This window comes from Pokkaliibacter sp. MBI-7 (genome assembly GCF_029846635.1).
Classification (GTDB): domain Bacteria; phylum Pseudomonadota; class Gammaproteobacteria; order Pseudomonadales; family Balneatricaceae; genus Pokkaliibacter.
Window position 1 is genome coordinate 945,021 of the sequence record NZ_JARVTG010000001.1, and the last position, 21,941, is coordinate 966,961.

General features: G+C 57.6%; 20 protein-coding genes. 8 read left to right on the forward strand and 12 right to left on the reverse strand.

Annotated elements, in window-relative coordinates:
* Positions 1–112: 112 nt before the first annotated feature.
* The 3 genes from QCD60_RS04195 to QCD60_RS04205 all read right to left on the reverse strand — a co-directional run bounded on the left by QCD60_RS04195 (position 113) and on the right by QCD60_RS04205 (position 1,762).
* The gene (locus QCD60_RS04195) at positions 113–454 is read right to left on the reverse strand and encodes a hypothetical protein (RefSeq protein ID WP_279782701.1); all 342 of its coding nucleotides are present in this window, start codon (positions 452–454) and stop codon (positions 113–115) included.
* A complete protein-coding gene (locus QCD60_RS04200; RefSeq protein ID WP_347950008.1) occupies positions 451–894 on the reverse strand; it encodes a tlde1 domain-containing protein in 444 nt (147 codons plus the stop codon). Before QCD60_RS04200 ends, QCD60_RS04195 begins: the two co-directional genes overlap by 4 nt.
* Before the next feature lie 169 nt (positions 895–1,063).
* Positions 1,064–1,762 (reverse strand): TetR/AcrR family transcriptional regulator, encoded by a 699-nt coding sequence (locus tag QCD60_RS04205; RefSeq protein WP_279782705.1) that lies wholly within the window; start codon positions 1,760–1,762, stop codon positions 1,064–1,066.
* A 373-nt stretch (positions 1,763–2,135) separates the two neighbouring features.
* Between QCD60_RS04205 and QCD60_RS04210 the strand changes: the two genes are divergently transcribed.
* Positions 2,136–3,497 (forward strand): NAD(P)-dependent oxidoreductase, encoded by a 1,362-nt coding sequence (locus QCD60_RS04210; protein ID WP_279782708.1) that lies wholly within the window; start codon positions 2,136–2,138, stop codon positions 3,495–3,497.
* Positions 3,497–4,771 carry an NAD-dependent dihydropyrimidine dehydrogenase subunit PreA gene (gene preA, locus QCD60_RS04215; RefSeq protein ID WP_104152842.1) on the forward strand — a complete coding sequence of 425 codons (1,275 nt, stop codon included), beginning with the start codon at positions 3,497–3,499 and terminating at the stop codon, positions 4,769–4,771. Before QCD60_RS04210 ends, preA begins: the two co-directional genes overlap by 1 nt.
* An 85-nt stretch (positions 4,772–4,856) precedes the next feature.
* Here preA and QCD60_RS04220 read toward each other — a convergent pair whose 3' ends face one another.
* The 3 genes from QCD60_RS04220 to QCD60_RS04230 form a co-directional block, all read right to left on the reverse strand.
* Positions 4,857–6,830, reverse strand: a complete 1,974-nt coding sequence (locus QCD60_RS04220; protein ID WP_279782712.1) for a methyl-accepting chemotaxis protein — start codon at positions 6,828–6,830, stop codon at positions 4,857–4,859.
* Positions 6,831–7,177: 347 nt separating this feature from the next.
* On the reverse strand, positions 7,178–8,374 hold the full coding sequence (gene pncB, locus QCD60_RS04225) for a nicotinate phosphoribosyltransferase (protein WP_279782714.1): 1,197 nt from the start codon (positions 8,372–8,374) through the stop codon (positions 7,178–7,180).
* Positions 8,375–8,438: 64 nt separating this feature from the next.
* Positions 8,439–9,782 (reverse strand): HD domain-containing phosphohydrolase, encoded by a 1,344-nt coding sequence (locus tag QCD60_RS04230; protein ID WP_279782716.1) that lies wholly within the window; start codon positions 9,780–9,782, stop codon positions 8,439–8,441.
* A gap of 347 nt (positions 9,783–10,129) precedes the next feature.
* On the opposite strand from QCD60_RS04230, the gene QCD60_RS04235 reads away from it, so the two are divergent.
* A complete protein-coding gene (locus QCD60_RS04235; protein ID WP_279782718.1) occupies positions 10,130–10,459 on the forward strand; it encodes a RebB family R body protein in 330 nt (109 codons plus the stop codon).
* 58 nt (positions 10,460–10,517) lie between these two features.
* Here QCD60_RS04235 and QCD60_RS04240 read toward each other — a convergent pair whose 3' ends face one another.
* Complete coding sequence (locus tag QCD60_RS04240; RefSeq protein ID WP_279782720.1) at positions 10,518–11,048, reverse strand: class GN sortase; 531 nt, start codon at positions 11,046–11,048, stop codon at positions 10,518–10,520.
* Positions 11,049–11,092: 44 nt separating this feature from the next.
* Positions 11,093–13,276 (reverse strand): marine proteobacterial sortase target protein, encoded by a 2,184-nt coding sequence (locus QCD60_RS04245; protein WP_279782722.1) that lies wholly within the window; start codon positions 13,274–13,276, stop codon positions 11,093–11,095.
* Positions 13,277–13,565: 289 nt separating this feature from the next.
* On the opposite strand from QCD60_RS04245, the gene creB reads away from it, so the two are divergent.
* Entirely contained in the window at positions 13,566–14,330 is a 765-nt protein-coding gene (gene creB / locus QCD60_RS04250) for a two-component system response regulator CreB (RefSeq protein WP_279782724.1), read from the forward strand.
* A complete protein-coding gene (gene creC / locus QCD60_RS04255) occupies positions 14,327–15,796 on the forward strand; it encodes a two-component system sensor histidine kinase CreC (protein ID WP_279782726.1) in 1,470 nt (489 codons plus the stop codon). The genes creB and creC overlap by 4 nt, the downstream gene beginning before the upstream one ends.
* A gap of 48 nt (positions 15,797–15,844) precedes the next feature.
* On the opposite strand, the gene QCD60_RS04260 is transcribed toward creC, so the two are convergent.
* Both QCD60_RS04260 and QCD60_RS04265 read right to left on the reverse strand, forming a co-directional pair.
* A complete protein-coding gene (locus QCD60_RS04260) occupies positions 15,845–16,303 on the reverse strand; it encodes a DUF4124 domain-containing protein (RefSeq protein ID WP_279782728.1) in 459 nt (152 codons plus the stop codon).
* Positions 16,304–16,524: 221 nt separating this feature from the next.
* Positions 16,525–17,319 carry an SDR family oxidoreductase gene (locus QCD60_RS04265; protein ID WP_279782730.1) on the reverse strand — a complete coding sequence of 265 codons (795 nt, stop codon included), beginning with the start codon at positions 17,317–17,319 and terminating at the stop codon, positions 16,525–16,527.
* 272 nt (positions 17,320–17,591) lie between these two features.
* On the opposite strand from QCD60_RS04265, the gene QCD60_RS04270 reads away from it, so the two are divergent.
* A complete protein-coding gene (locus tag QCD60_RS04270) occupies positions 17,592–18,731 on the forward strand; it encodes a thiolase family protein (RefSeq protein WP_279782732.1) in 1,140 nt (379 codons plus the stop codon).
* A 21-nt stretch (positions 18,732–18,752) separates the two neighbouring features.
* Here QCD60_RS04270 and QCD60_RS04275 read toward each other — a convergent pair whose 3' ends face one another.
* On the reverse strand, positions 18,753–19,214 hold the full coding sequence (locus QCD60_RS04275; RefSeq protein WP_279782734.1) for a MaoC family dehydratase: 462 nt from the start codon (positions 19,212–19,214) through the stop codon (positions 18,753–18,755).
* Between the two features lie 176 nt (positions 19,215–19,390).
* Here QCD60_RS04275 and QCD60_RS04280 point away from each other — a divergent pair, with 176 nt between their 5' ends.
* Both QCD60_RS04280 and QCD60_RS04285 read left to right on the forward strand, forming a co-directional pair.
* Positions 19,391–19,966 (forward strand): TetR/AcrR family transcriptional regulator, encoded by a 576-nt coding sequence (locus tag QCD60_RS04280; protein WP_279782736.1) that lies wholly within the window; start codon positions 19,391–19,393, stop codon positions 19,964–19,966.
* Complete coding sequence (locus tag QCD60_RS04285) at positions 19,938–20,531, forward strand: hypothetical protein (RefSeq protein WP_279782738.1); 594 nt, start codon at positions 19,938–19,940, stop codon at positions 20,529–20,531. Before QCD60_RS04280 ends, QCD60_RS04285 begins: the two co-directional genes overlap by 29 nt.
* Before the next feature lie 19 nt (positions 20,532–20,550).
* Here QCD60_RS04285 and fabF read toward each other — a convergent pair whose 3' ends face one another.
* Positions 20,551–21,819, reverse strand: a complete 1,269-nt coding sequence (gene fabF / locus QCD60_RS04290) for a beta-ketoacyl-ACP synthase II (protein WP_279782740.1) — start codon at positions 21,817–21,819, stop codon at positions 20,551–20,553.
* Between the last annotated feature and the right edge of the window lie 122 nt (positions 21,820–21,941).

The following is a 21,941-nucleotide window of genomic DNA, read 5'->3' on the forward strand; positions in this document are numbered from 1 at the left end:
AAACAAGCATCGGATTTTCGTTTCAGGGCGCAAAAGGTCAAGCTGTTGGGCTTAACTGACTGGCATTACCCATTTCGGGCTCTTTTCTACTGACAAAACTCATAAAAAACAACTAGTTAGACTTTCTTTTACACAAACCAAAGAGGATCGGCACAAGGCCAATAATCAACGCCGACAGGTAGCCATTCAATTGGTAATAACACCCAAACTCTGACTCTACCGCACTCAGAAAACTCGGATCAGCCCCTGCATCATAAACACCATAGGCCATAAATAACGACACCAGGATGGCCAGTAGCAGAAAGCCTTTCCATAATCGGGCTAGTAGCGAGAACCCCATGCAGAGAGCCAATGCCAGCCCCCACATAGAAGGATAAGACGGCATTTTGTCTGCTACCTCAGCGAAGCAAAGTGAGGGGGCAAGAGTGGTCAGCACCGACAGATAAGCCTTCACCCCTTTACCTCAACTTCTATCTTTTTCTGACTGGCCTGAATCATGGCAGCTAAGCGGTCAGTGGTTTGATTACCCAAAACCCCGCCACCTACATCAATACAGCCCGCTGATCCTTCCATATCCCCACCGTGCAAAAAGAAATTGTCACGCCCAAAGGTCTTTGTGGCAGGCACTGGATGCAGCCTGACTCGCCAGTCACCCCAGTCTCCACGCATTCTGCGAGCCAGATCGCCAACGATACCGGGATCACTGAACTCTGTCGGCGAGATGTAATATTTTCCAACTGGGATGGGGTCTTCGAATGGCTTAATCAAACATGCGTCTGAGGACTTATTCATGCACTCTCCACACTCACTGGTAGCGCGTAAAGTCATGGAAAAACAAGGAGTTGAGGCCATAAGAAGCCCCTTTGAGATACTGAAAACGATCTTCATACACATCCTTATGTCAGGCTGAATACGACGGCTATCAACATACTGGCAAAACCAGCACTCAATACTCACCGAATACCCAGAACCTACAGCTGCCCTGCTGATGAGAAAAACGGTGGCATGCCAACCTTGCCATACCCCGTTCACAAGCACATCAAAAGCGCCTTTTACCCGCTAATCAAACCGTCTTGATACCACAGCCCTTGAGGACAACACGGGTAATCAGCTCCACCGCGTTTTCGTATTCCTCATCGGCCATTTCGGCCTTACCCAGCAATGTGGTGATTTGCGCACTGAAATCGGCATAGGTTTGGGTGGATGACCACAGCATAAACAGCAGATGTTCGGGATTAATGGGGTCCATCCAGCCTTTGGCAATCCAGCTGCGAATTACCCGACAGGTATCGAGAAACTGCTGCTTTAATTTCCCACCCAACAATTCGCGGATATTTTCTGCACCATGAATGACTTCAGTGGCAAATATCTTGGAAGCATGAGGGTATTCCTTGGATTGCTGCACCTTGGCCAGAATATAGTTGCGCAATGCTTCTTTCGGGTGAACGTCTTCAGTCATGGACTTCATATCATCCATCCAGACCACCAGAATATGATCCAGCACCGCCTGATATAGCCCGGCTTTATTGTGAAAGTAATAAAGCACATTGGCTTTGGGCAGATTGGCCTCTTCAGCAATTGCCGCCAGCGTGGTACCGGAAAATCCCTTTTCTGCAAACAGACGTTCGGCCGTACTGATAATATGCGTCACATTTTCCTGACGTATATCTGCCAGTGCCCGGCGTTCTTTACGTGGTTTACGCCCTGACTGAGCTGGGGGCATATCAGCCAATTCGGCTTTTAACTGATCTTTATTAGACATCTTTCGTACAGGCTCCCTGCACCGCAACGTATCATCAATACGTTTTTTGTGTGCAAAAACTGGGCGAATTTTTGGGTGTCTGCGTAACACACGTGTTTCCCGCTGTTGCCAGACCACCCATTTATTTCTTCTCTTGACCAGGCAGACAGCATAGCTGCTTCCCTAAACCATTGATATTGTTTCCTGCCCTTCTTTAGACGAAGAACAGACACCACCTTCTGACCAATTGGTCAGAAGGTGGCACAGTGTCTGCATAGGTCTATCCCGATTAGCCATGACCGTATTACCAGCAGTAGTAGTCCCATAAAAGGCCGCGGCTTCGCCGCCATGCCAGATAAATGCAGCACCATAACTACAAACCGAGGTCAGAACCGTGATCAAATCACTCAGCCATCTTCCCACTGCGGAAGCGAGCCAGGACGCCCTGGCCGGGCAGTTCACCGATCTGCATCCGCCGCTGAATCAACGTCAGGCGGAAATCGAAAGTGCACGCTGTCTGTATTGCTATGACGCGCCCTGCGTCAATGCCTGCCCTTCCGACATCAATATTCCGCGCTTTATCCGCAACATCGCTCAGGACAATATCAACGGCGCCGCACAGACCATTCTGGAGTCCAACATTCTGGGCGGGAGCTGTGCCCGGGTCTGCCCCACCGAAGTACTGTGCGAACAGGCTTGCGTCCGTAATCACAGTGACGAGTGCGAGCCGGTGAAAATTGGCCTGTTGCAGCGCTACGCCACCGATAACATGCAGTTCAGCAGCCACCCGTTCAAACGTGCCGCTGCTACCGGCAAGACCGTCGCGGTTGTCGGCGCCGGCCCTGCCGGGTTGTCCTGTGCACACCGGCTGGCCATGCTCGGCAATCAGGTGGTGATCTTTGAAGCCCAGGGCAAGCCCGGCGGCCTCAACGAATACGGCATCGCCAAGTACAAGATGACCGACAACTTCGCCCAGAAAGAGGTGGAGTTCCTGCTGCAGATTGGCGGTATTGAACTGCGCTACGGCCTTGCGCTGGGCCACAACCTGTCTTTGCAGGAATTGCAGAAGGACTACGACGCCGTATTCCTCGGCATTGGTCTGGGCGCCAGCCGTCAGCTGGGTCTGACCGGCGAAGATGCGCCCGGGCTGATGGCGGCCGTGGACTACATTAAAGAGCTGCGTCAGGCCGATGACCTCACTGCGCTGCCTGTGGCCAAACGTGCAGTGGTCATCGGCGCAGGCAACACTGCTATCGATATGGCCGTGCAGATGGCACGGCTGGGTGCTGATCAGGTCACGCTGGTGTATCGCCGTGGCACTGAGTCCATGTCAGCCACCGAGCACGAACAGGACATCGCCAAGGCCAATCAGGTCAAGATCGTTACCTGGGCCCAGCCCAAGGAAGTGCTGCTGGATGACAGCGGCAAAGTCAGCGCAATGCGCTTCGAGAAAACCGTGCTGGATGCCAGCGGCAAGCTGACAGGCACCGGCGAACTGCTGGATATTCCCGCTGATGGCGTATTCAAGGCCATTGGTCAAACCTTTGATGAAAGCAGCCTGAATGACGTCAACCTCGGCCGCGATGACGATCGGATCCGCATCGATGACGGTTTCCGTACCAGCCTGTCCGGCGTCTATGCCGGTGGCGACTGTGTGGCCCCCGGTGAAGACCTCACTGTGCAGGCCGTACAGCACGGCAAACTGGCGGCAATGAGTATTCACCAGGACCTGATGACTAACGTGGAGGCCGCGTGATGGCTGACTTGAGCATAAATTTCGCGGGCATCAAAGCACCCAACCCCTTCTGGCTGGCCTCTGCTCCTCCCACCGACAAAGCCTATAACGTCGTGCGTGCCTATGAGGCGGGCTGGGGCGGCGTGGTGTGGAAAACCCTGGGGGAAGATCCCGCCGCGGTGAACGTCTCCTCGCGCTATTCCGCCATCTACGGCAAGAACAAGGAGGTGCTGGGCTTCAACAACATTGAGCTGATCACCGACCGCAGTCTGGAAATCAACCTGCGTGAAATCGAGCAGGTGAAGAAAGACTGGCCAGACCGCGCGCTGGTGGTATCGCTGATGGTGCCCTGTGAAGAAGAATCATGGAAATACATCCTGCCACTGGTGGAAGCTACCGGCGCAGATGGTATCGAGCTGAACTTTGGCTGCCCCCACGGTATGCCTGAGCGCGGCATGGGTGCGGCGGTCGGTCAGGTGCCGGAATACGTGGAAATGGTCACCCGCTGGTGCAAGACCTACAGCAAGATGCCGGTGATCGTGAAACTGACCCCCAACATCACCGATATCCGTGGCCCGGCCCGTGCGGCATATAATGGCGGTGCCGACGCGGTATCACTGATCAATACCATCAACTCCATCACCTCCATTGACCTTGACCAGATGGTGGCACGCCCCATCGTGGGTGGCCGCAGCACCCACGGCGGTTACTGCGGCCCGGCGGTCAAACCCATTGCCATGAACATGGTGGCCGAAATTGCCCGTGACCCAGCCACAGCAGGCATCCCCATTTCCGGTATCGGTGGCATTGGCAGCTGGCGTGATGCGGCGGAGTTTATCGCTCTCGGCGCCAGCTCGGTGCAGGTCTGCACGGCGGCGATGCTGTATGGCTTCCGCATTGTCGAAGAAATGAAGGATGGTCTGTCGCGCTGGATGGACGAAAAAGGCTACAACAGCATTGCCGACTTCAGTGGTAAGGCTATCCCCAATACCACGGACTGGAAGTATCTGGATATGAACTACAAGGTCATCGCCCAGATCGATCAGGACAAATGTATCGGTTGTGGCCGCTGCTACATCGCCTGCGAAGACACCTCGCACCAGTCCATTGCCAATCTGCTGCAGGACAATGGCACCCACAAATACGAGGTAAAAGAGGAAGAGTGCGTAGGCTGTAACCTGTGCCAGATCACCTGCCCGGTCACCGACTGTATCACCATGGTGCCGCAGGATACCGGCGAACCTTATATGAACTGGACACAAGACCCACGCAACCCGTTCCGCGAGGCCAGCTGACAGCCCGCTTAGCCTTGCTCTGAGCGAGATAGCATTCAGCCCGGCACTGGCCGGGCTGATGTTTTTGCCTGTACCTGAGCCGTAATCAGGTCACAAAGCGCCCCGCCATGCCCTTCAACTGTGCTGCCAGCTGGCTCAGTTCTTCTGCCGCCTGACTGATGATCTGCCCTTCCATTGCCGTCTTGTCTGTGGATTCGCGCACCGCCAGCATCGAGCGGGCAATCTGTTCACTGACCGTGGCCTGCTGTTCCGTGGCAGCAGCAATCTGCAGTGAGCGGTCGGAAATATCCGTCATCTTGCGGCGCAGCTCGGTCAGATTATTACTGACCTCACCGGTACGGGCCATGCTGTCATCGACCAGCCGCTTGGACACCTCCACATCCGTCACAGCCTTGTTGGAATCAGCCTGAAAACCCTGAATCATCGATTCAATTTCTCCTGTGGAGATCTGTGTCCGCTGCGCCAGTGAGCGCACTTCATCCGCCACCACGGCAAAGCCCCGCCCCTGCTCCCCGGCCCGCGCCGCTTCAATGGCCGCATTCAGCGCCAGCAGGTTGGTCTGCTCGGCAATGCCCTTGATGACATCAATGATATTGGCGATCTGATTACTGCGGTTGTTCAGCCCCTGAATCGAACCGACGGCACTGTTGATCTGATTGACCGCCCGGGTGACCGCCTCAATCACCTGATCATTGAGACTGATACTGGCCTGCACCATACGATCAGCAAAGCCGGTGTGATCCGAGGTGGCTACTGCATTTTCAGACACCTGCTTGACCGTTACCGCCATCTGCTCGATGGCAGAGCTGACGGTGAAAGCTTCCTGCTTCTGCAGGTTCAGATGCTGCTGGGTATTGCTGACCGTTTCGCTGGTCTGATGAGAAGAGTGACTGACCTGCTCACTGCTCATCACAATCTGATGGATGGACTGACGGAACATATCGATCAGCTCGCTCAGCTGGCGGGCGATCGCCCCCAGCTCATCGAAGGTGATGACCTTGGCATGGGAGGTCAGATCATGCTCGGTGACGATGTGATTAATGCAGATGCCAATGTGCTCTATCTGCTGACGCAGCCCCCGAATAATCCAGATTCCCAGCCCGATCACCAGCAGTAACGACAAGGCTGTCAGTGACACCACCAGCCAAAGCGCCTGTGAAGCACTGCTGCGATAGAGACTACTGGCAGTCATCAACCCTTCCGCCAGCTCATCTTCAAATGTCTTCAGCTGGTTGATACGCACGGTGGCAGCCTGAAACCAGGCTTTGGCATCCTGACTGAACTCACGCTGCACAGCATGCTGGCGAAACCCTTCCACCTCCTGCATGGCAGGTTGCCTGAGCAAAGCTTCCAGCTGAGACGCCTGCTCCGTGGTGGCCGAAGTACGAAAATCATCGGCATAAATCTGCTGACCGCTGACCAGGCGCAAAAAGCTGGCGTAAGCCAGATCACTCATGGCTCCCGCCCCGAAGCCATTGCTCAGGGCTGCTCGCTCCAGCCCGGCCAGCTCCTTCATCTGGATCAGGCTGTAATAGGTCTGCAGGCCCTGACTCAGCTCTACCGTTGGCGCGTGTTTGGAGGCATCGACAATCGTCGCAATCAGGTTGTGATTGAGTCTGGTATAGAAACCGACGGCATCGGGAACGTTAAGAGTCTGGCCATCGACCTGCTGACGAATCTGCTCAAGCCTGGCCAACTGACTCTGAACATCTTGCATGGTTTGCCGCAGCACCTCACTGGCCTGAGTGACATCCGCATTGTTGGTCAGATAGGCGTGCAGCTCACTGACACGCTGATCGGTCAGTAACCGCTGCTGCTTGAGCTCACTACCAAAGGTCTGTCCTTTCGAGCCCAGAAACCCCGCCGACATGCCCCGCTCTTTCTGCAGCTCATGGACCAGACGGCTATTCACGGTAGTCAGGGCAGTCTCGTTGTAGACCTGACTGGCTTTACCGGACTGATCAATATGGGTAGTAATCAGTTGCGCAGCAAAAATCAGCAGACAGAGCGCGGCGGGCAGTATCAGCAGTAGCAGTTTATGCAGCAGCTTCAGACGCATAGTGGCCTCCAGTAAACCCGCCAACCTCAGTGTCAGCGGCAGTACATCAATCAATGGAAAGTCGTTGACGCCACAGCGGTGCGTCATGATTCAGAGAAAGAAGACTGGATTCGAAAATGCCGGTGCGCCCCGGCTCCTGGGGCCACAGTGGGAAACCAGTGACAGACATGTCGCCTGCCCTCAAGGTCAGCCGTTGTCGCGATAATGACAGTGGCTGACGCCATTTAGGCAACATGCTCTATGTTGAATTAGTTCAGCCTGGGAGTTTAGTCAAATGCCTCCCGCTACTGTTCGTATTGAACAGCAGCGGAAGCGGGATTACGGAGGGAAGGTCAGAAAGGTCGTACTCAGTTCACTTTGAATACGTACTTCAGATAGGTCACGAAGCTTTCATCCAGGCACTGAATCTTGCCCGGTGTATCGGAGATCTTCGCTACGGGCTGACCATTACAGGCCGCCATTTTCAGTACGATGTTCATTGGCTCCACCCCGGGAATATCACAGGTGAAGTGGGTACCAATACCAAAGCTGACATCGATGCGGTCACGCAGGGCACGATAGATTTCCAGCGCTCTGGGTAAGGTAAGGCCATCGGAGAAGGTCAGCGTCTTGGTCCTGGGGTCAATACCCAGCTGCTCATAATGGCTGATGGCTTTCTCCGCCCAGATCAGCGGATCACCGGAGTCATGGCGCAAGCCATCAAACAGCTTGGCGAAATACAGATCAAAGTCATTGAGGAAGGCATCCATGGTGATGCAGTCCGTGAGTGCAATCCCCAGCAACCCGCGGTATTCCCGCACCCAGCAATCCAGCGCCACTTTCTGGCTGTCGATCAGCCGCGGCCCCAGCTGCTGATGGGCCATCAGCCATTCGTGCGCCATGGTGCCCAGTGGGGTCAGATCCAGCTTACGGGCCAGATGGACATTGCTGGTGCCGACAAAATGGCCGGGGAAGTCATGCTTCATGCACCGTACCACTTCCTCCTGTACCGGATAGGAAAAGCGCCGCCGGGTGCCGAAATCAGCAATCTTGAAGCCGGCCAGCTCCTCCTCAGAGGCATGGGTGCGCAGCCAGTCAAACTTGCGGTAAAGCTGTTCACGGGCATCCGCCAGTTGCAGATGGGGGTAGCGATTGCGGTTACGCACTTCACTGACGGTCGCCAGAATCGGCACCTCATAGAGAATCACATGCAGCCAGGGGCCTTTCAGGCGAATAACCAGCTGCTCCTTCTCCACGGCCACCTGCACATAGTCAGGATTGAAGCGGAATAACCCCAGAAAGCGAATAAAGTCAGGCTTGATAAAGCGGATAGCACGCATGAAATCCAGCTGGCCGGGAGAGATTTCCAGCTTGGCCAGATTGTGAATCTCTGCACGAACTTCATCCACGTACTGCGCCAGATTCTCATCGGTACGGCAGCGAAATTCCCACTCGACTTCGGTATTGGGGTAGTTATGCAGTACAGCCTGCATCATGGTGAGTTTGTAGAAGTCCGTATCCAGCAGGTTCTGTACGATACGGTCAGCAAAGAGAGTCTCTGCCACGCGTTGTTATCCTGTAGTGAGAATGAGTGGTCAGATAGCAGGAGCTGCAGCTGACAAACGGCCTTCACGCTATCACAGATTGGCGTTCTTTGGCTGCATCATTGAAGGAACGCTCTATCGCCGCCAGCAGGGGCCGCAGCGACTCGGGGGCATCTTTCTGCACCAGATGCAGCAGGCGGCGCAAATCGCGGAAGCGCCACAGCAGCTCATCGAACATCAGGTCGACCTCTTCCATCTCGGCATAGGCCGGTTGCAGTTTTGCCTGATGAACATGCGACACCCAGCGAATCAGCCCTTCACTGGTCATGCCGGAGCGAATCAGCAGATTTTCCAGTGCCAGCCCGGTGGCAGCCAGACTGCGCAGCTGGCGCCGGTTCATCTGATCAACAGGCAGATGCTGATTGAGATGGACCACAGAGGCTTCATAGCGTTTGAGGGTCTGAGCCAGTACCAGCAGCTTCGGCAGCCGTTGCAGCAGGTCGGCATCCTCACTATACAGCCGCGGTGAGCGTATCCCGGCGGTCTTGATCAGGAAACGCGTGGCCTCATAGACCTCGGCGGCGAAGCTGTAATCGTTGACCTGCAATACCGGCAACAGCAGTTGCAGATCGCTGTTGCGCTTCGGATCGGTAGAGAAGCGAATGGCGTACAGCATGTCGGTGATGGCAACAATCTGCCCCATCAGTGACAGCTCATCAGCAAAACGGGCTGACGGATAACCGGAGCCATCGCAGCGCTCGTGGTGTTCCAGCACCGCCACCGCAACAGCACGGGGCACACTGCTCATCGACTCCAGACACACCTTGCCAATCACCACATGGCTCTGAATCGCCCGCCACTCTTCCGGGCTCAGCTCACCGCTTTTATTCACAATGGCCGGATCGATATGCAGCATGCCGATATCGTGAGCCAGACCAGCGATAAACACCTCCACCGGTTTGGCATCGGGGCGCTGCAGACGGGTGGCAATTGCCAGCCCGAACCAGGCGCAATACAGCGCCTTGTCATACTGATCAGGCAGACGCTCACGCAGCACCGTCAGCTTCTGCACCAGCATCGGCAGACGCATCACCCGGTCGCGCGCTTCACGCAGGCTGGCTTCGGTAACGTGGCGGCTGAGGCACTGCAAATCCGCAGCGGCTGACCACTGCTTGTCGATATCCGCCAGCAACTGCTCACCGCTGAGGCTGTGCTCAAGGGCAACGCTTTGCTCCAGTGGTTTACGCAGCTTATGGCGGATCAGCTTTTCCGCCATCTTGCTGCTGATGGACGTTCCCTGTTTAGCCAGCAGAACCCCCTGCTCGTTATAGAGATCAGAGGTAGCGACCACCTGATTGGCCTTGTTCACTTCGGCCAGATGATCGACATAAGCATCAACCTGATTCTGCTCGTACTCCAGAGACGACATGATTACTCCCTGCATGTCATTGATTGGACGCGGCACTTTGCCGGCAATATCGATTCTGCAGCCAACGTTTTTACACCACTCACCGGGCAACAACCAGCCCCACCACAACACCTTACTGGCTTCATACGTCAGCAAGCAGCAAAGCGATCGTGACAGCAAAGAGAGTGAGTGGGTCAACTACTAAGCAGAGTCTTGGGCCAAACACCCGGCTTTTTCAAATGCACGACTTGTGATCGTCCAACTTACCTGCCATGAGCAGGAGGGGTTAGCGCTGCGATGGGTAAAGCTGCAGTATGTCTTGCGTCGTCAGGCTACGATCAACAGACGGTTAATACGAGGGGAAAAACATGTCATTTCCTACAGCAGTGAATAGTCAGATTACCGATGCCGTAACCCAGGCCAACACCAAAGTAGTGGGTGAAGCGCCTGCGATGGCCATGAGTTCGCTCTATCAGGCCATGTCCCACAGCACCGGCATCCTTTACCAGAATGCGGTGCTTGCCCAGCAACAGCAAACTACGCTGGCTCAGGCTGCCTCCACTCAGGGAGTCATGCAGCTATACAGTGTCGATACCATGGCAGGCGCCGCTGCCACGGAAAAAGTGGCGCAGGCCGGAGTCTCTGACAACCTCGCCAGTCTGCTGGCGGTATTGCAGGCCATGCAGAACAACAAATAACCTCTCAGCAGAGGTTCTCGATCAGCTGGCAGCCGTCGTAATAACAGCTGCCAGCTGCTCACACTGCCACACTCACTGCCTCCACCACATACCGCAGTGGCCCGCCCGGGATCAGCGCCTCAAACGGATAACAGGTAATCAGGGTCAGGCCGTTGCGGTTAGCCGGGATCAGCGGATCTTTACCACTATCGACGATATGAATACGGCTGACACGGTAGCGATGGCGCTTCCCTCGCTGGTCAGTCAACTCGATCAGATCCCCCGTCTTCAGCGTTTGCAGCCCACGAAAGTGGGTATCACGATGCCCGCCGATGACAATATCACCACCCTGCACTGGCTGCGGGGAGCCTTCTACCAACGCCGGGCCGAAGGCCAGCCCCTCACCGCCCGCGGCATTCATCACATAAAGTGGCCCGGCCAGTGCGGACCAGTGGATAGCAGCTACCGGCCAGGTATCGGCCCAGGGCCAGGGTTTGGCTGGCTGCCCGCTGGTCAGGCTCTGTTGCCAGGCACTGGCAATCAGTGCCTGTGCCAGCCAGGCCTTGAGATAGATGCTGCTGGCCTGTGCTCCCAGTACGACTGCGCTCATTAGCAAGAGCCAGAAAGTAAGCCGATATATCCATGGCCTGATCCTCAGCATCCTGCTGGCTCCGTTGTATCCGGGCGCACAGCGATGGCCATCTGCTTTCTGCAGTCCAGACGCTGCTGGCGGCGCTGCAACCATGCCACCAGTGCCGCCAGAATCAGCATCGCCGTGGCCAGCATGCTGAGTAGCTCAGCCGGGGTCGCGGTACTGGGAAAGGCCAGACTACTGAGGGGATTGCCGAGCGTCATGGTATTGCCAAGTGGCATCAGGTTAGCAATGGCCTGATCCTGACTGCTGGCATCCATGGGTTTGACCGGTTCCTTGTCGACAGCCACCAGACTGGTGTAGGGCGTCAGCAGGTGATGTGCCAGCCCCAGCGCCAGTACCTGTGGCCTGATCTCTTCTTCACTGCGGCCTTCGCTCAGGGTGTCGAGCAGGCTCTCAATCTTCTCCCGTGCCCACAGACTGCCCAGACTGTTATCTGCACTGCTGGCCGCCTGAGCCGACTGCTGCCACGGCTGTATGCCGAGCTTACCGCTGACCTCCACTGAGGTGACCGGCTGCTCGCTGCGAAAGGCCATCATCAGTGGCTCACCGGCATAAAGATCAGGCACCCGCTGCGGATACTGCTCGACCTGCGCACCCTGTGGCCAGTTCACCACCAGCTCCCGGGCCACCGGTGACTCCAGTTTGTTGAACAGCGCATTCATCTGTGGCGCCACATCATTGGGGTTAGCGATGTAGGTAAAGGTGCCACGGCCAAACTGGGCCGCCTTGCGCATGAAGTAGGAGTTGGGCGCCGAACCGATCCCCACGGTGAACAGCCGCTTATCACCCAGCTGCTGATTGATCAGCTCAAACAGTCGCGCTTCGTCACCGACGGCGCCATCGGTGATAAAGACGATCTGTTGCAAATAGCCCTCCTCGGGTGCCCATTGCCGTTCATCACGCTCACGCAGCGCCTGCTGCAGTGCACCGTACATCTCGGTGCCGCCATCAGCATCCAGACCATTGACGAACCGCCGCGCCATCGTCAGGCCGTACTCATCCGCTGGCCGGGGGTTGGAAAACAGCGGGAAGGTGCTGGAGTTGAACTCAATCACATTGAAGCGATCCTGCGGCGACAGGCGGTCCAGTGCCAGCTGCAGGGCATCCCGTGCCTGCCGGATCGACTCCCCAGCCATTGAGCCCGAGGTATCAATCACAAAGGTCACTTCCCGTGGCAGCGGTTGCTGACGGATCACCGGCGGCATCACCATCAGCAAGCCGTAATGCTGACCCCCCTGCTGCTGGGTAAACAGTGCCGCCTGAGGCTGAGCGGAAGGTTTCGGCGTCCAGCTCAGGGCCAGATCGTGATCCAGCCGGCTCTGGCCCTCCAGACTAACGTCCACACCCGAGGCGCTGGCCTGCCAGTGAATGGCATCGGTACTGCTGCTGACACTGTCGAGCGCCAGCCCGGTATCCAGATGCGCACGGAAGGCCAGCTGATGGGTCCTGATCTGTTCACTCTCACCGTCAGGCTCGTTATCACTGCTCAGCGCGGTCGCGATCTGCGGCGGCGTGATCTTGTCGGCATCAGCCACCACATCAGTGGGTAACGCCCAGCCGTGACCCGACGTAGCCACCTGCTCGAAACTGTCAGGCATTTGTGCGAAGCCCGGGATATAGCGCGGCGTCAGGGTGGTGGGAATACGCAGGCTGAACTGCCCGTCGCGATAACTGACCTGATCGACATATTCCAGCTCAACGCTGATGGCCGCGCCCGGCGCCACATTGGCGATCTCGATACTAAACAGATTGGCGCGCTGCTGCTCCACCAGCGCCGCCTGCCTGCCTTCAGCTTTGGCCTGTTCAAAGGTCTGCCGGGCTTCATCTTTCTCGCGAATCAGCCCTTCGATCTGGCGTTCACCGATCGTCACCAGCAGGCGCCGCACGGCGGCCTTTTCCGGCAGGGGGAAAACATAGCGGGCATTGGCCCACTGGCTGGAAGGGTTGGAGAAATGCTGGGTTACCTCTGCGCTGAGCTGCATGCCAGTGACGCTGACATCATAGGCCGTATCCAGCAGGGTCATGGGCTGGCTGACACCCGCAGGCGTCTGCACCAGCATCATGCCGATGCCCGGCTCTTCACGGGTTTCGGTGGCGTGGGCGGCACTGGCCATGCAGAGAGACAGCAGCAGAACCAGAGGTTTACGGCGAAACGAGGTGAGTAGAGTGGCAGGGGCGTTCATCCACAGTCTCCTTGTGCTGGAGGGAGTCGGGCGACAGAGCATCAGCTCTGCGGTTGCCAGTCACTGTAGAAAGAGGCCGTGGGCAGAGCGCGTGGTGAAAACGGAGCTTGTGTGGGGATTGGATGAAGATGGCAGCACTTCCCCCAGCCACGAGGAGATTCGGTGAAGTCGTGGACAGCCCCCGGCAGCTATGGGAAGGTGGGCGTCTTCCTGCAACAGCCGCCAGACACCTCGCCGGGCAACGCTGTGCCGGATCTGCATTCAAAGGAATCTGAAGGACCCGCGCTCCATGTCATCGTCACTGCACATCCTGATTGTCGAAGACGAATCCTCCATTGCCGACACCCTGACCTACGCTCTGGAGAAGGATTACTTTCAGGTCACCTGGCTGGAGACCGCCCAGGCCGCCATGCAGGCGCTAAATCAGGGCAGCGGTCAGACGCCTTTCGATCTGGTCATTCTGGATGTCGGTCTGCCGGACATGAGCGGCTTTGATGTGCTGCGCACCCTGCGTCAGCAGTCACAGCTGCCGGTGATCATGCTGACGGCCCGCAGTGAAGAAATCGACCGTATCCTCGGTCTGGAGATTGGTGCCGATGACTACGTCACCAAGCCTTTCAGCCCCCGCGAGGTGGTCGCCCGGGTGAAGGCTGTGCTGAAGCGCCTGACCCTGGCCGCCAGCCCGCCGGTCACACCCCGGGCCACGGCCGCCGACACCACCTCCCTCAGCACCACCGCAGCGAATGTCCGACGTCATGGCGCCCTGCAGCTCGACAGTGATACCCGGCAGGTGCAGTTTCACCAGCAGCCTGTGCAACTGACGCTGGCGGAATTCGGTTTGCTGGAGGCTCTGCTGAAAGCCAATGGCCGGGTACTGACCCGCCCGCAGCTGATGGAAAGCATCTGGACACCCAATCACCCCTCCGATGAGCGGGTGATCGATACCCATATCAAGACCCTGCGCGCCAAGCTGCGGGACATTCATCAGCAGGACGATCCGATCCAGACCCATCGCGGTGTGGGCTACAGCCTGAAACTGCAGGGCCGTTCATGAGCAGTCTGTGGCAGCGTCTGCGCCGCTATCGGCCCAGCTTCAGCCTGCGACTGTTCTTCGTCTATTTTCTGCTGGCGGGCAGCCTGTGCTGGATCATGCTGCAGAAAGCACTGGATGAGCTGGACCTCAATGTCCGTCAGGTAGCAGAAGAAACGCTGGTGGATACGGCCAACCTGCTGGCGGCCCAGCTCAGCACCGACCTCGGCAAAGGCACCATCGATTTCACCGCGCTGGACAGCGCCAATCGTGAGTACCAGCAGCGGCAGCTGCATGCGCAGATCTATCAGGAGCTGAAGCAGCAGCCCGATCTCAATTTTTACGTCACCGATGCCAGCGGCCGGGTGCTCTTCAATACCAGCGGCCATGACATAGGCGCCGACTATTCACGCTGGCGTGATGTGGCCCTGACGCTGCGTGGCGAATACGGCGCCCGGACCAGCAAGACCGAACCGCTGGCGGCAGAGGGCCTCAGCTCCATCATTCATGTGGCCGCACCGATCAGGACGGGTGATCAGATTGTCGGGGTGGTCAGCGTCTACAAACGCATCGCCCGCTTTGGCGGATTCCTCGCTCATTCCGCCGCCAAGCTGACCCACTACGCCATCATTCTGGGGTTATTGTCGCTGGTGTTCGGCTGGCTGATGAGCTACTGGCTGACCCGCTCGACCCACAAGCTGGTCAGCTATGCCCGGCAGCTGGCAACCCATACCCGGGTGACAGCACCGGTGCTGCATGACCGCGAACTGCAACAAGTCGCCGCGGCGATGACGGATATGCAGCAACAGCTGGCCGACAAGGATTATGTCGAGCGCTACGTTCACACCCTGACACACGAGCTGAAAGCCCCGCTGACAGGGCTGCGCGGCGCCACTGAAATTCTGCTGGAGCCCGATGTGCCGCCCGCCCAGCAACGCAAGTTCCTCAGTAATATCAGCCAGCTGACTGAACGCATGACAGCGCTGGTGCAACGCCTGCTGGCACTGGCCTCACTGGAAAACCGCCGCACGCTGGGGGATACCCAGACGCTGGCACTCAAGCCGCTGTTCAGCACCCTGCTGGATGAGCGCATGCCGCAGATACAGGCCCGGCAGCTGCAGATCGACAGTCAGTCCATGGCAGCTATTGAGGTCAGTGCCGAGCCCTTTTTGCTGCAACAGGCCATCGCCAACCTGCTCGACAACGCCATCGACTTCTCCCCGGAGGGAGGCTGTATCCGCCTGCAGGCGGGCAAGGATCAACAGGGATACTGGCTGCAGATCAGCGATGAAGGGCCGGGTATTCCGGCCTTCGCACTGGACAAGATTTATGAGCGTTTCTTCTCGCTGTCACGCCCCGGTGGCCGGTCAAAAAGTACCGGGCTGGGGCTGAGCTTTGTGCGGGAGATCATGGAACTGCATCGCGGCACCGTCGAGCTGATCAATGCCGCCGAGGGAGGGGTCAGGGCGACCCTGCGCTGGCCGGCCTGACAACGTGTGCGCAACTGCTGCGTATTAACCTCGCGGTCTGGAGGGGGTCTATTCACTGAATGAACTGACCCGCCCGCCGCTGAAAAACACTTCACGGTACACATCCCCTCGCATATTCAGATACACCCAGTGCGTACCGGTGCTGCGGTCGGGCTTGCCCCAGGCCCGGCGTACCAGTGCCGGGGTCATCCCCTCCACGACACGGCTGAACTCGGCGTAGGAGCGCATCTCCGGCTCGGTGTATTTGAGCGTCGAATGGCGTCGGCTGCGGGCGGTACTGTGGTTATCAGGCAGCACCTGATAGCCATAGACCATGCCCTGCTCTTCCGGTACGGGTGTTTCATTGACCACCACACCGGGCTGCACGGTTGACGGCATCACCTTTTCCACTTCCCCGCAGGGATGATCGGAATAGGTTTTTACGCCATTGACCAGACAGAAATAGATGTCAGCGTGAGCAGGTGGCAAGGCAACCAGGGCCAGCAGTGCAGCAAGCGTGAAGCGCATAATGTTCATCCCTGAAGAACGTGGCCGCTATGACCGCGCAGCGGCGGCAAGCAGCAGACAGTACTGAGGCCGTCATCCCTCATGGATGTCCGGCGCTTATACATCAGACGTTCATGTATCAAGCGTTCATGCATTAAAGACAGCAAGGCCGCCAGAAGCAAGCTGGCGGCCTTGAGAGGATGTGAGATTAACGGGTCAGATGCGGTCATTCACCGCCGTGATCAGGACAGATAACGTGCCGCGGGGGTGCTCAGGGACAGATTCGGAGCCATGGCCCGGCGTGCATCCACAAAGCGGCTCAGCTGCCCTGCATCAGGCAGGGAAGGCACCGTCACCCGTTCCCCCAGTGCCAGACCGCGCAGAGCGGCACCCACCATATCATCCACCTCCATCACCATATGGGCAGGCAGAGCATTCACGTCAACACCGGCACGGTCAAAGATTTCGGTGCGGGTCAGTCCCGGCAATACAGCCTGTACCCGCACCCCCTGCTCACCCAGCTCATGGGCCAGCGACTCACTGAGAGACAGCACATAGGCCTTGGTGGCGTTGTAAGTGGTGCCAAAGTTTTCCGGCATCAGTGCCAGCACCGAGGCGATATTGATCAGCGTCCCCTTGCCACGCTGAACAAAGCCCTCGGCCGCCGCGCGGGCCAGCCGGGTCAGCGCCACGATATTGAGCTGGATCATGCTCTCCACCTGATCAAAGTCAGCCTCAACAAAGCTGCCGGAGATGCTCATGCCGGCATTATTGACCAGCATGACGATACGTTCATCACTGCGCAGGCGCTGCTCAACCAGTGCGGAATCAGCGCGAGAAGTCAGGTCGGCCTGCAGCACCTCAACCCTCACCGCAGCGGCCTCCTGCAGCTCTGCGGCCAGTACCTGCAAGCGCTGAATATCGCGGGCTACCAGCAGCAGGTCATAACCCGCTGCGGCCAGCTGACGTGCATAGCTTTTACCGATACCGCTGGAAGCGCCTGTTACCACGGCAATACCTGAATGCTGCTGAGTCATGATGTTGTCCTCGTCTGAATGGGTTTTCGTTTCATTGAATGATGATCGACATGCAATTTATATTACGACCATAATTTTAAAATGCCAGCGTTTAATTTCTGATCAGTGCAATAGGGTCTGACTATTCAGAGCAGTACAAAAAACAACCTGTTGACTTTTAGTATGATGACCGACATTTTAAATGATACCTGTCATTCAATGGCAGCCGCTCAGCACGCAGAGCCATGCTCGGGAAGATCACCGATCTGCCTGACTTATGAGGAGAAAACACCATGAATAGCGCCGTGATCGCCGGTTACCGCCGCTCACCTTTCCATTTCGCCCGTAAGGGAGAGCTGACAGAAGTACGCCCGGATGATCTGGCGGCGCAGGTAGTAAAAGGGCTGATCGCGGCGCTGGATATCGACCCCGGCAGTATCGAAGACCTGATCATGGGCTGCGCCTACCCCGAAGCAGAACAAGGGATGAATATTGCCCGTATCACCGGCTTTCTGGCGGGGCTGCCGCAGTCCGTTGCAGGCGTTACCATCAACCGCTTCTGCGGCTCCTCCATGACCGCCATACACTATGCGGTCGGGCAAATTCACATCGGCGCAGGCGAGGCGTTTATCTGCGCAGGTGTTGAGTCCATGACCCGTGTGCCCATGGGCGGTTTCAACTTTTCCCCCAACCCCAGCCTGATGGAGCACTACCCCACGGCCTACATCACCATGGGTCACACTGCCGAAGAAGTCGCACAGCGCTTTGCCATCAGCCGTACCGATCAGGATCAGCTGGCAGTCAGCTCCCATGCCAAAGCCACCGCTGCTCAGCAACAAGGCAGGCTGATGACGGAAATAGTGCCCATTGGCAGCGATGACAGTCTGATTAGCGCAGACGGCTGCATCCGTCCCGGCACCAGCATGGACATTCTGGCCGGGCTGAAACCGGCCTTCCATGCACTGGGCTCGGTGACGGCGGCAACCTCATCACCGCTCACTGATGGGGCTGCAGCGGTACTGGTGTGCAGTGAGGACTATGCCCGGCGGCACCGGCTGCCGATGCTGGCCCGGATCAAGGGGGTTGCCACGGCTGGCTGTGCTCCGGAAATCATGGGCATGGGGCCGCTGTACGCCACCCGGAAACTGCTGCAGCGTTGTGGCGTTCGTGCCGATGAGCTGGATGTGGTGGAAATCAACGAAGCCTTTGCCAGTCAGGCACTGGCCTGCATTCGCGAGTTGGGGCTGGATATGAACAGGGTCAACCTTGACGGTGGAGCGATGGCTATCGGCCACCCGCTGGGAGCGACAGGCGCCCGTATTACCGGCAAGGCAGCTGCACTGTTACAGCGTGAAGGTGGTCGTTACGCCCTGTCCACCCAGTGTGTCGGCGGCGGTCAGGGTGTCGCCACCCTGCTGGAAGCGATTGAATAACCGGGAGGCGGCAGCGCCTTGTCAGGACCGACAGGGCACCACTATTCGCCCGGTAAAGATCTGTAGCGCCTGATTGTCCTGGTTGTACGTAGTGGTACGCATTACCACCATACCCCGGTCAGGCCGCGAGCGTGATGGCGTGATCTCGATAATTTCACTCTCAGCCCGCAGCTGATCACCCGGGCGGGTCGGCGCCTTCCACTGCACCTCACCCCCGGCACCGACCAGTCCGCCCGCAATGGGCACACTTTCCACCAGCATACGCATGGTCAGCGCAGCGGTGTGCCAGCCCGAGGCCGCCAGCCCGGCAAAGAAGGTCTGTTGTGCTGCGTCTTCATCAAGGTGGAAAGGCTGCGGGTCAAACTCGGCAGCGAACTGCTTGATCTGCTCCGCCGTCAGGCTGTGTACGCCGCTGACAAAACGCTGGCCAACCTGCAAATCCTGCAGATACAGCAATGTGGGCGTGGCAGAAGACTGGCTCATGGTCTGCTCCTTGAAGATCAGGTCAGATAATGGTTGGCAGGATTTATATGATTATCGTCATAGAAAAAGCAGCCTACGCCGATTGCTGGTGGGTTTCTGTTCGACCTTGGGTGTAGAATGACGATCAACATACCATCTCACCGCCCGGCGGACCATTTGCAGGAGTGAAACGACCCATGCGCTACTCCAAAGATCACAAAGCGGAAACCAACCAGCAGATTCTGCAGGAAGCCTCCCGCCGCTTCCGCCGCGATGGCATTACCGCCACGGGCCTGCAGCCACTGATGAAAGCCCTGGGGCTGACCCATGGCGGATTCTATGCCCACTTCAAATCCAAGGATGATCTGGTCGAACAGGCCCTGCAGAATGCTGCGCAGCAGAGCAGTGACTACTGGCGTAAACTGCATGATCAGGAAGGCGGAGCCGCCAGGCTGGTAGACAGTTATCTCTCCATCCGCCACCGCGATACACCGGAAAAAGGCTGCGCCTTGCCCACCATGTCGATGGAAATGGGCCAGCTGGGCAAGGCCAGTGCCACCACCGATAAAATCGTCGAACGCCTGCTGAGCCTGCTGCACAGTGATCATGCTGATGCTCCCCATGCGGCGGTGATGCTGTCAGCCATGGTCGGCGCCCTGAGCCTGTCACGTAGCGTGACTGATCCGGAGCTGTCTGAGCAACTGCTGGAGCAAACGCGGGAATGGATCAAGGAAGAACTGAAAGATGAAAGAGAAAACAATCTCGCTGTTTAACGCACTCCAGCTATCGGCCTGTCTGGTATCCATGATGCTGTTCTCGTTGAGAGCAGCCGCTGACACGCTTAGCTGTGATATGAAACGGCTCAATGAGAAGGGATTTCACTCTTCTTCAACGACCTTTCAAAGCAGTACCGCTTATCAGTTCGAGCATGACGACTCTGATTTCCTCTGGTCACTTACTGTCGTAGGCACACCTCTTCCAACCCATTCAACACCGCTATTACAAGATGCCACCACCAGTGACTCGAATACGCAGCTTAGCCAGAAGGCGTTCAGCAACTGGCTGGCAGCCGCCGAAAAAGCGCAATTGATAGATAAGGTCGAAGCAAGTACATCAATCCCGTTTCACCAGTCGCATATCCATCTGGCGCATACATCGGCGCTGAATGGCACAGCCCATGCGCTACATGGTCTCTATGCCGGGCGAGTAAAAAACTATGCGGTTGTCTACCAACTGCTGGCTACGCCGATGACAGAGACGATGCCAGCTGATGCGATGGAAAATGCACAGACAATGATGGTTGCCATCATCAATAGCTGTTCAGTGGTTGCCCCCTGAACAGCTATACCAGACTGAGTCACCCACCATACCGTTTAAACAGCACACTGGCATTGACCCCACCAAAGCCGAAGCCATTGGATAACGCGTATTCGATAGCCATCGGCCGCGCCTGACCGCGCACCAGATCAATCCCCGCGGCAGCCTCATCCGGCTGCTGCAGATTGAGGGTTGCGGGCGCGATCTGATCACGGATGGCCAGCGCGGTAAAAATTGCTTCAATTCCCCCCGCTGCGCCGAGCAAGTGGCCTGTGGAAGACTTGGTGGATGTAACAACCACCTGTGATGACTCGCCAAACAGGGCGCGAATAGCCGCCAGCTCACCCTTGTCACCTACCGGCGTAGACGTAGCATGCGCGTTCAGATGCTGCACCGCCGAGGCCTCAATGCCCGCCTGCCGTAGCGCCAGCGCCATGGCACGGCGTGCACCACTGCCATCCTCCGGCCCAGCGGTCAGGTGGTAGGCATCGGCACTGGTGCCATAACCCACCAGCTCGACGATGGGCGTCGCACCACGCTGCAGCGCATGCTGCAGCTCTTCAATCACCAGCACACCGGCGCCCTCGCCCATTACAAAGCCATCACGAGCCTGATCAAAAGGACGGGAAGCCTGCTCCGGGCAGTCACTGAAGCCGGTCGATAGCGCCCGCGCTGCAGCAAATCCGCCCAGACTGACGCGGTCAATGGAAGCCTCAGCGCCACCACACACAGCAATGTCTGCCTCACCTGCATGAATCATCCGTGCAGCATCACCAATGGCTTGTACGCCTGCAGCGCAGGCGGTCACCGGTGCGCCCAGCGGCCCCTTGAAGCCATGCATGATGGAAATATGACCAGCTGCCAGATTGACCAGAAAGCTGGGGATCGTGAAGGGCGACAGCCGTCGCGGGCCGCGACTGTCGGTGGTACGTACCGCATCGGCGATGGCACCAAAACCACCAATGCCGGAGGCAATCACCGTGGCGGTACGCTCCTGCTGCTCAGCCGTGTTCGCCACCCAGCCTGCCTGCTGCAGCGCCTGCCGGGCGGCCGCAACTGCAAACAGGATAAAGCGGTCCATCTTCTTCTGCTCTTTGCCGGGCACCCAGTCATCGGCATCAAAGCCGCCTTCGGCGTCATCGGCTTTGGCTGGCACCCTGCCGCCCACCTTGGCAGCAATATCTTCAGTAATCGCATCGGGCAGCAGGGTAATGCCCGACTGGCCCGCCAGCAGCCGCTGCCAGACCGTCTCCACCCCACAACCAAGCGGGCTGACTATCCCCATGCCGGTGACCACAATTCGTTTCATCTTGATTGTCCTCTGACCAGGGCTGAATCGCTTATCACGAGTTATCTGTTGCTCCCCTGGCAGGCGAGCGACGCCCCGCCCGACACCCTGGCGCCGAGAACAAGGCATAGCGCCCAGCTGCC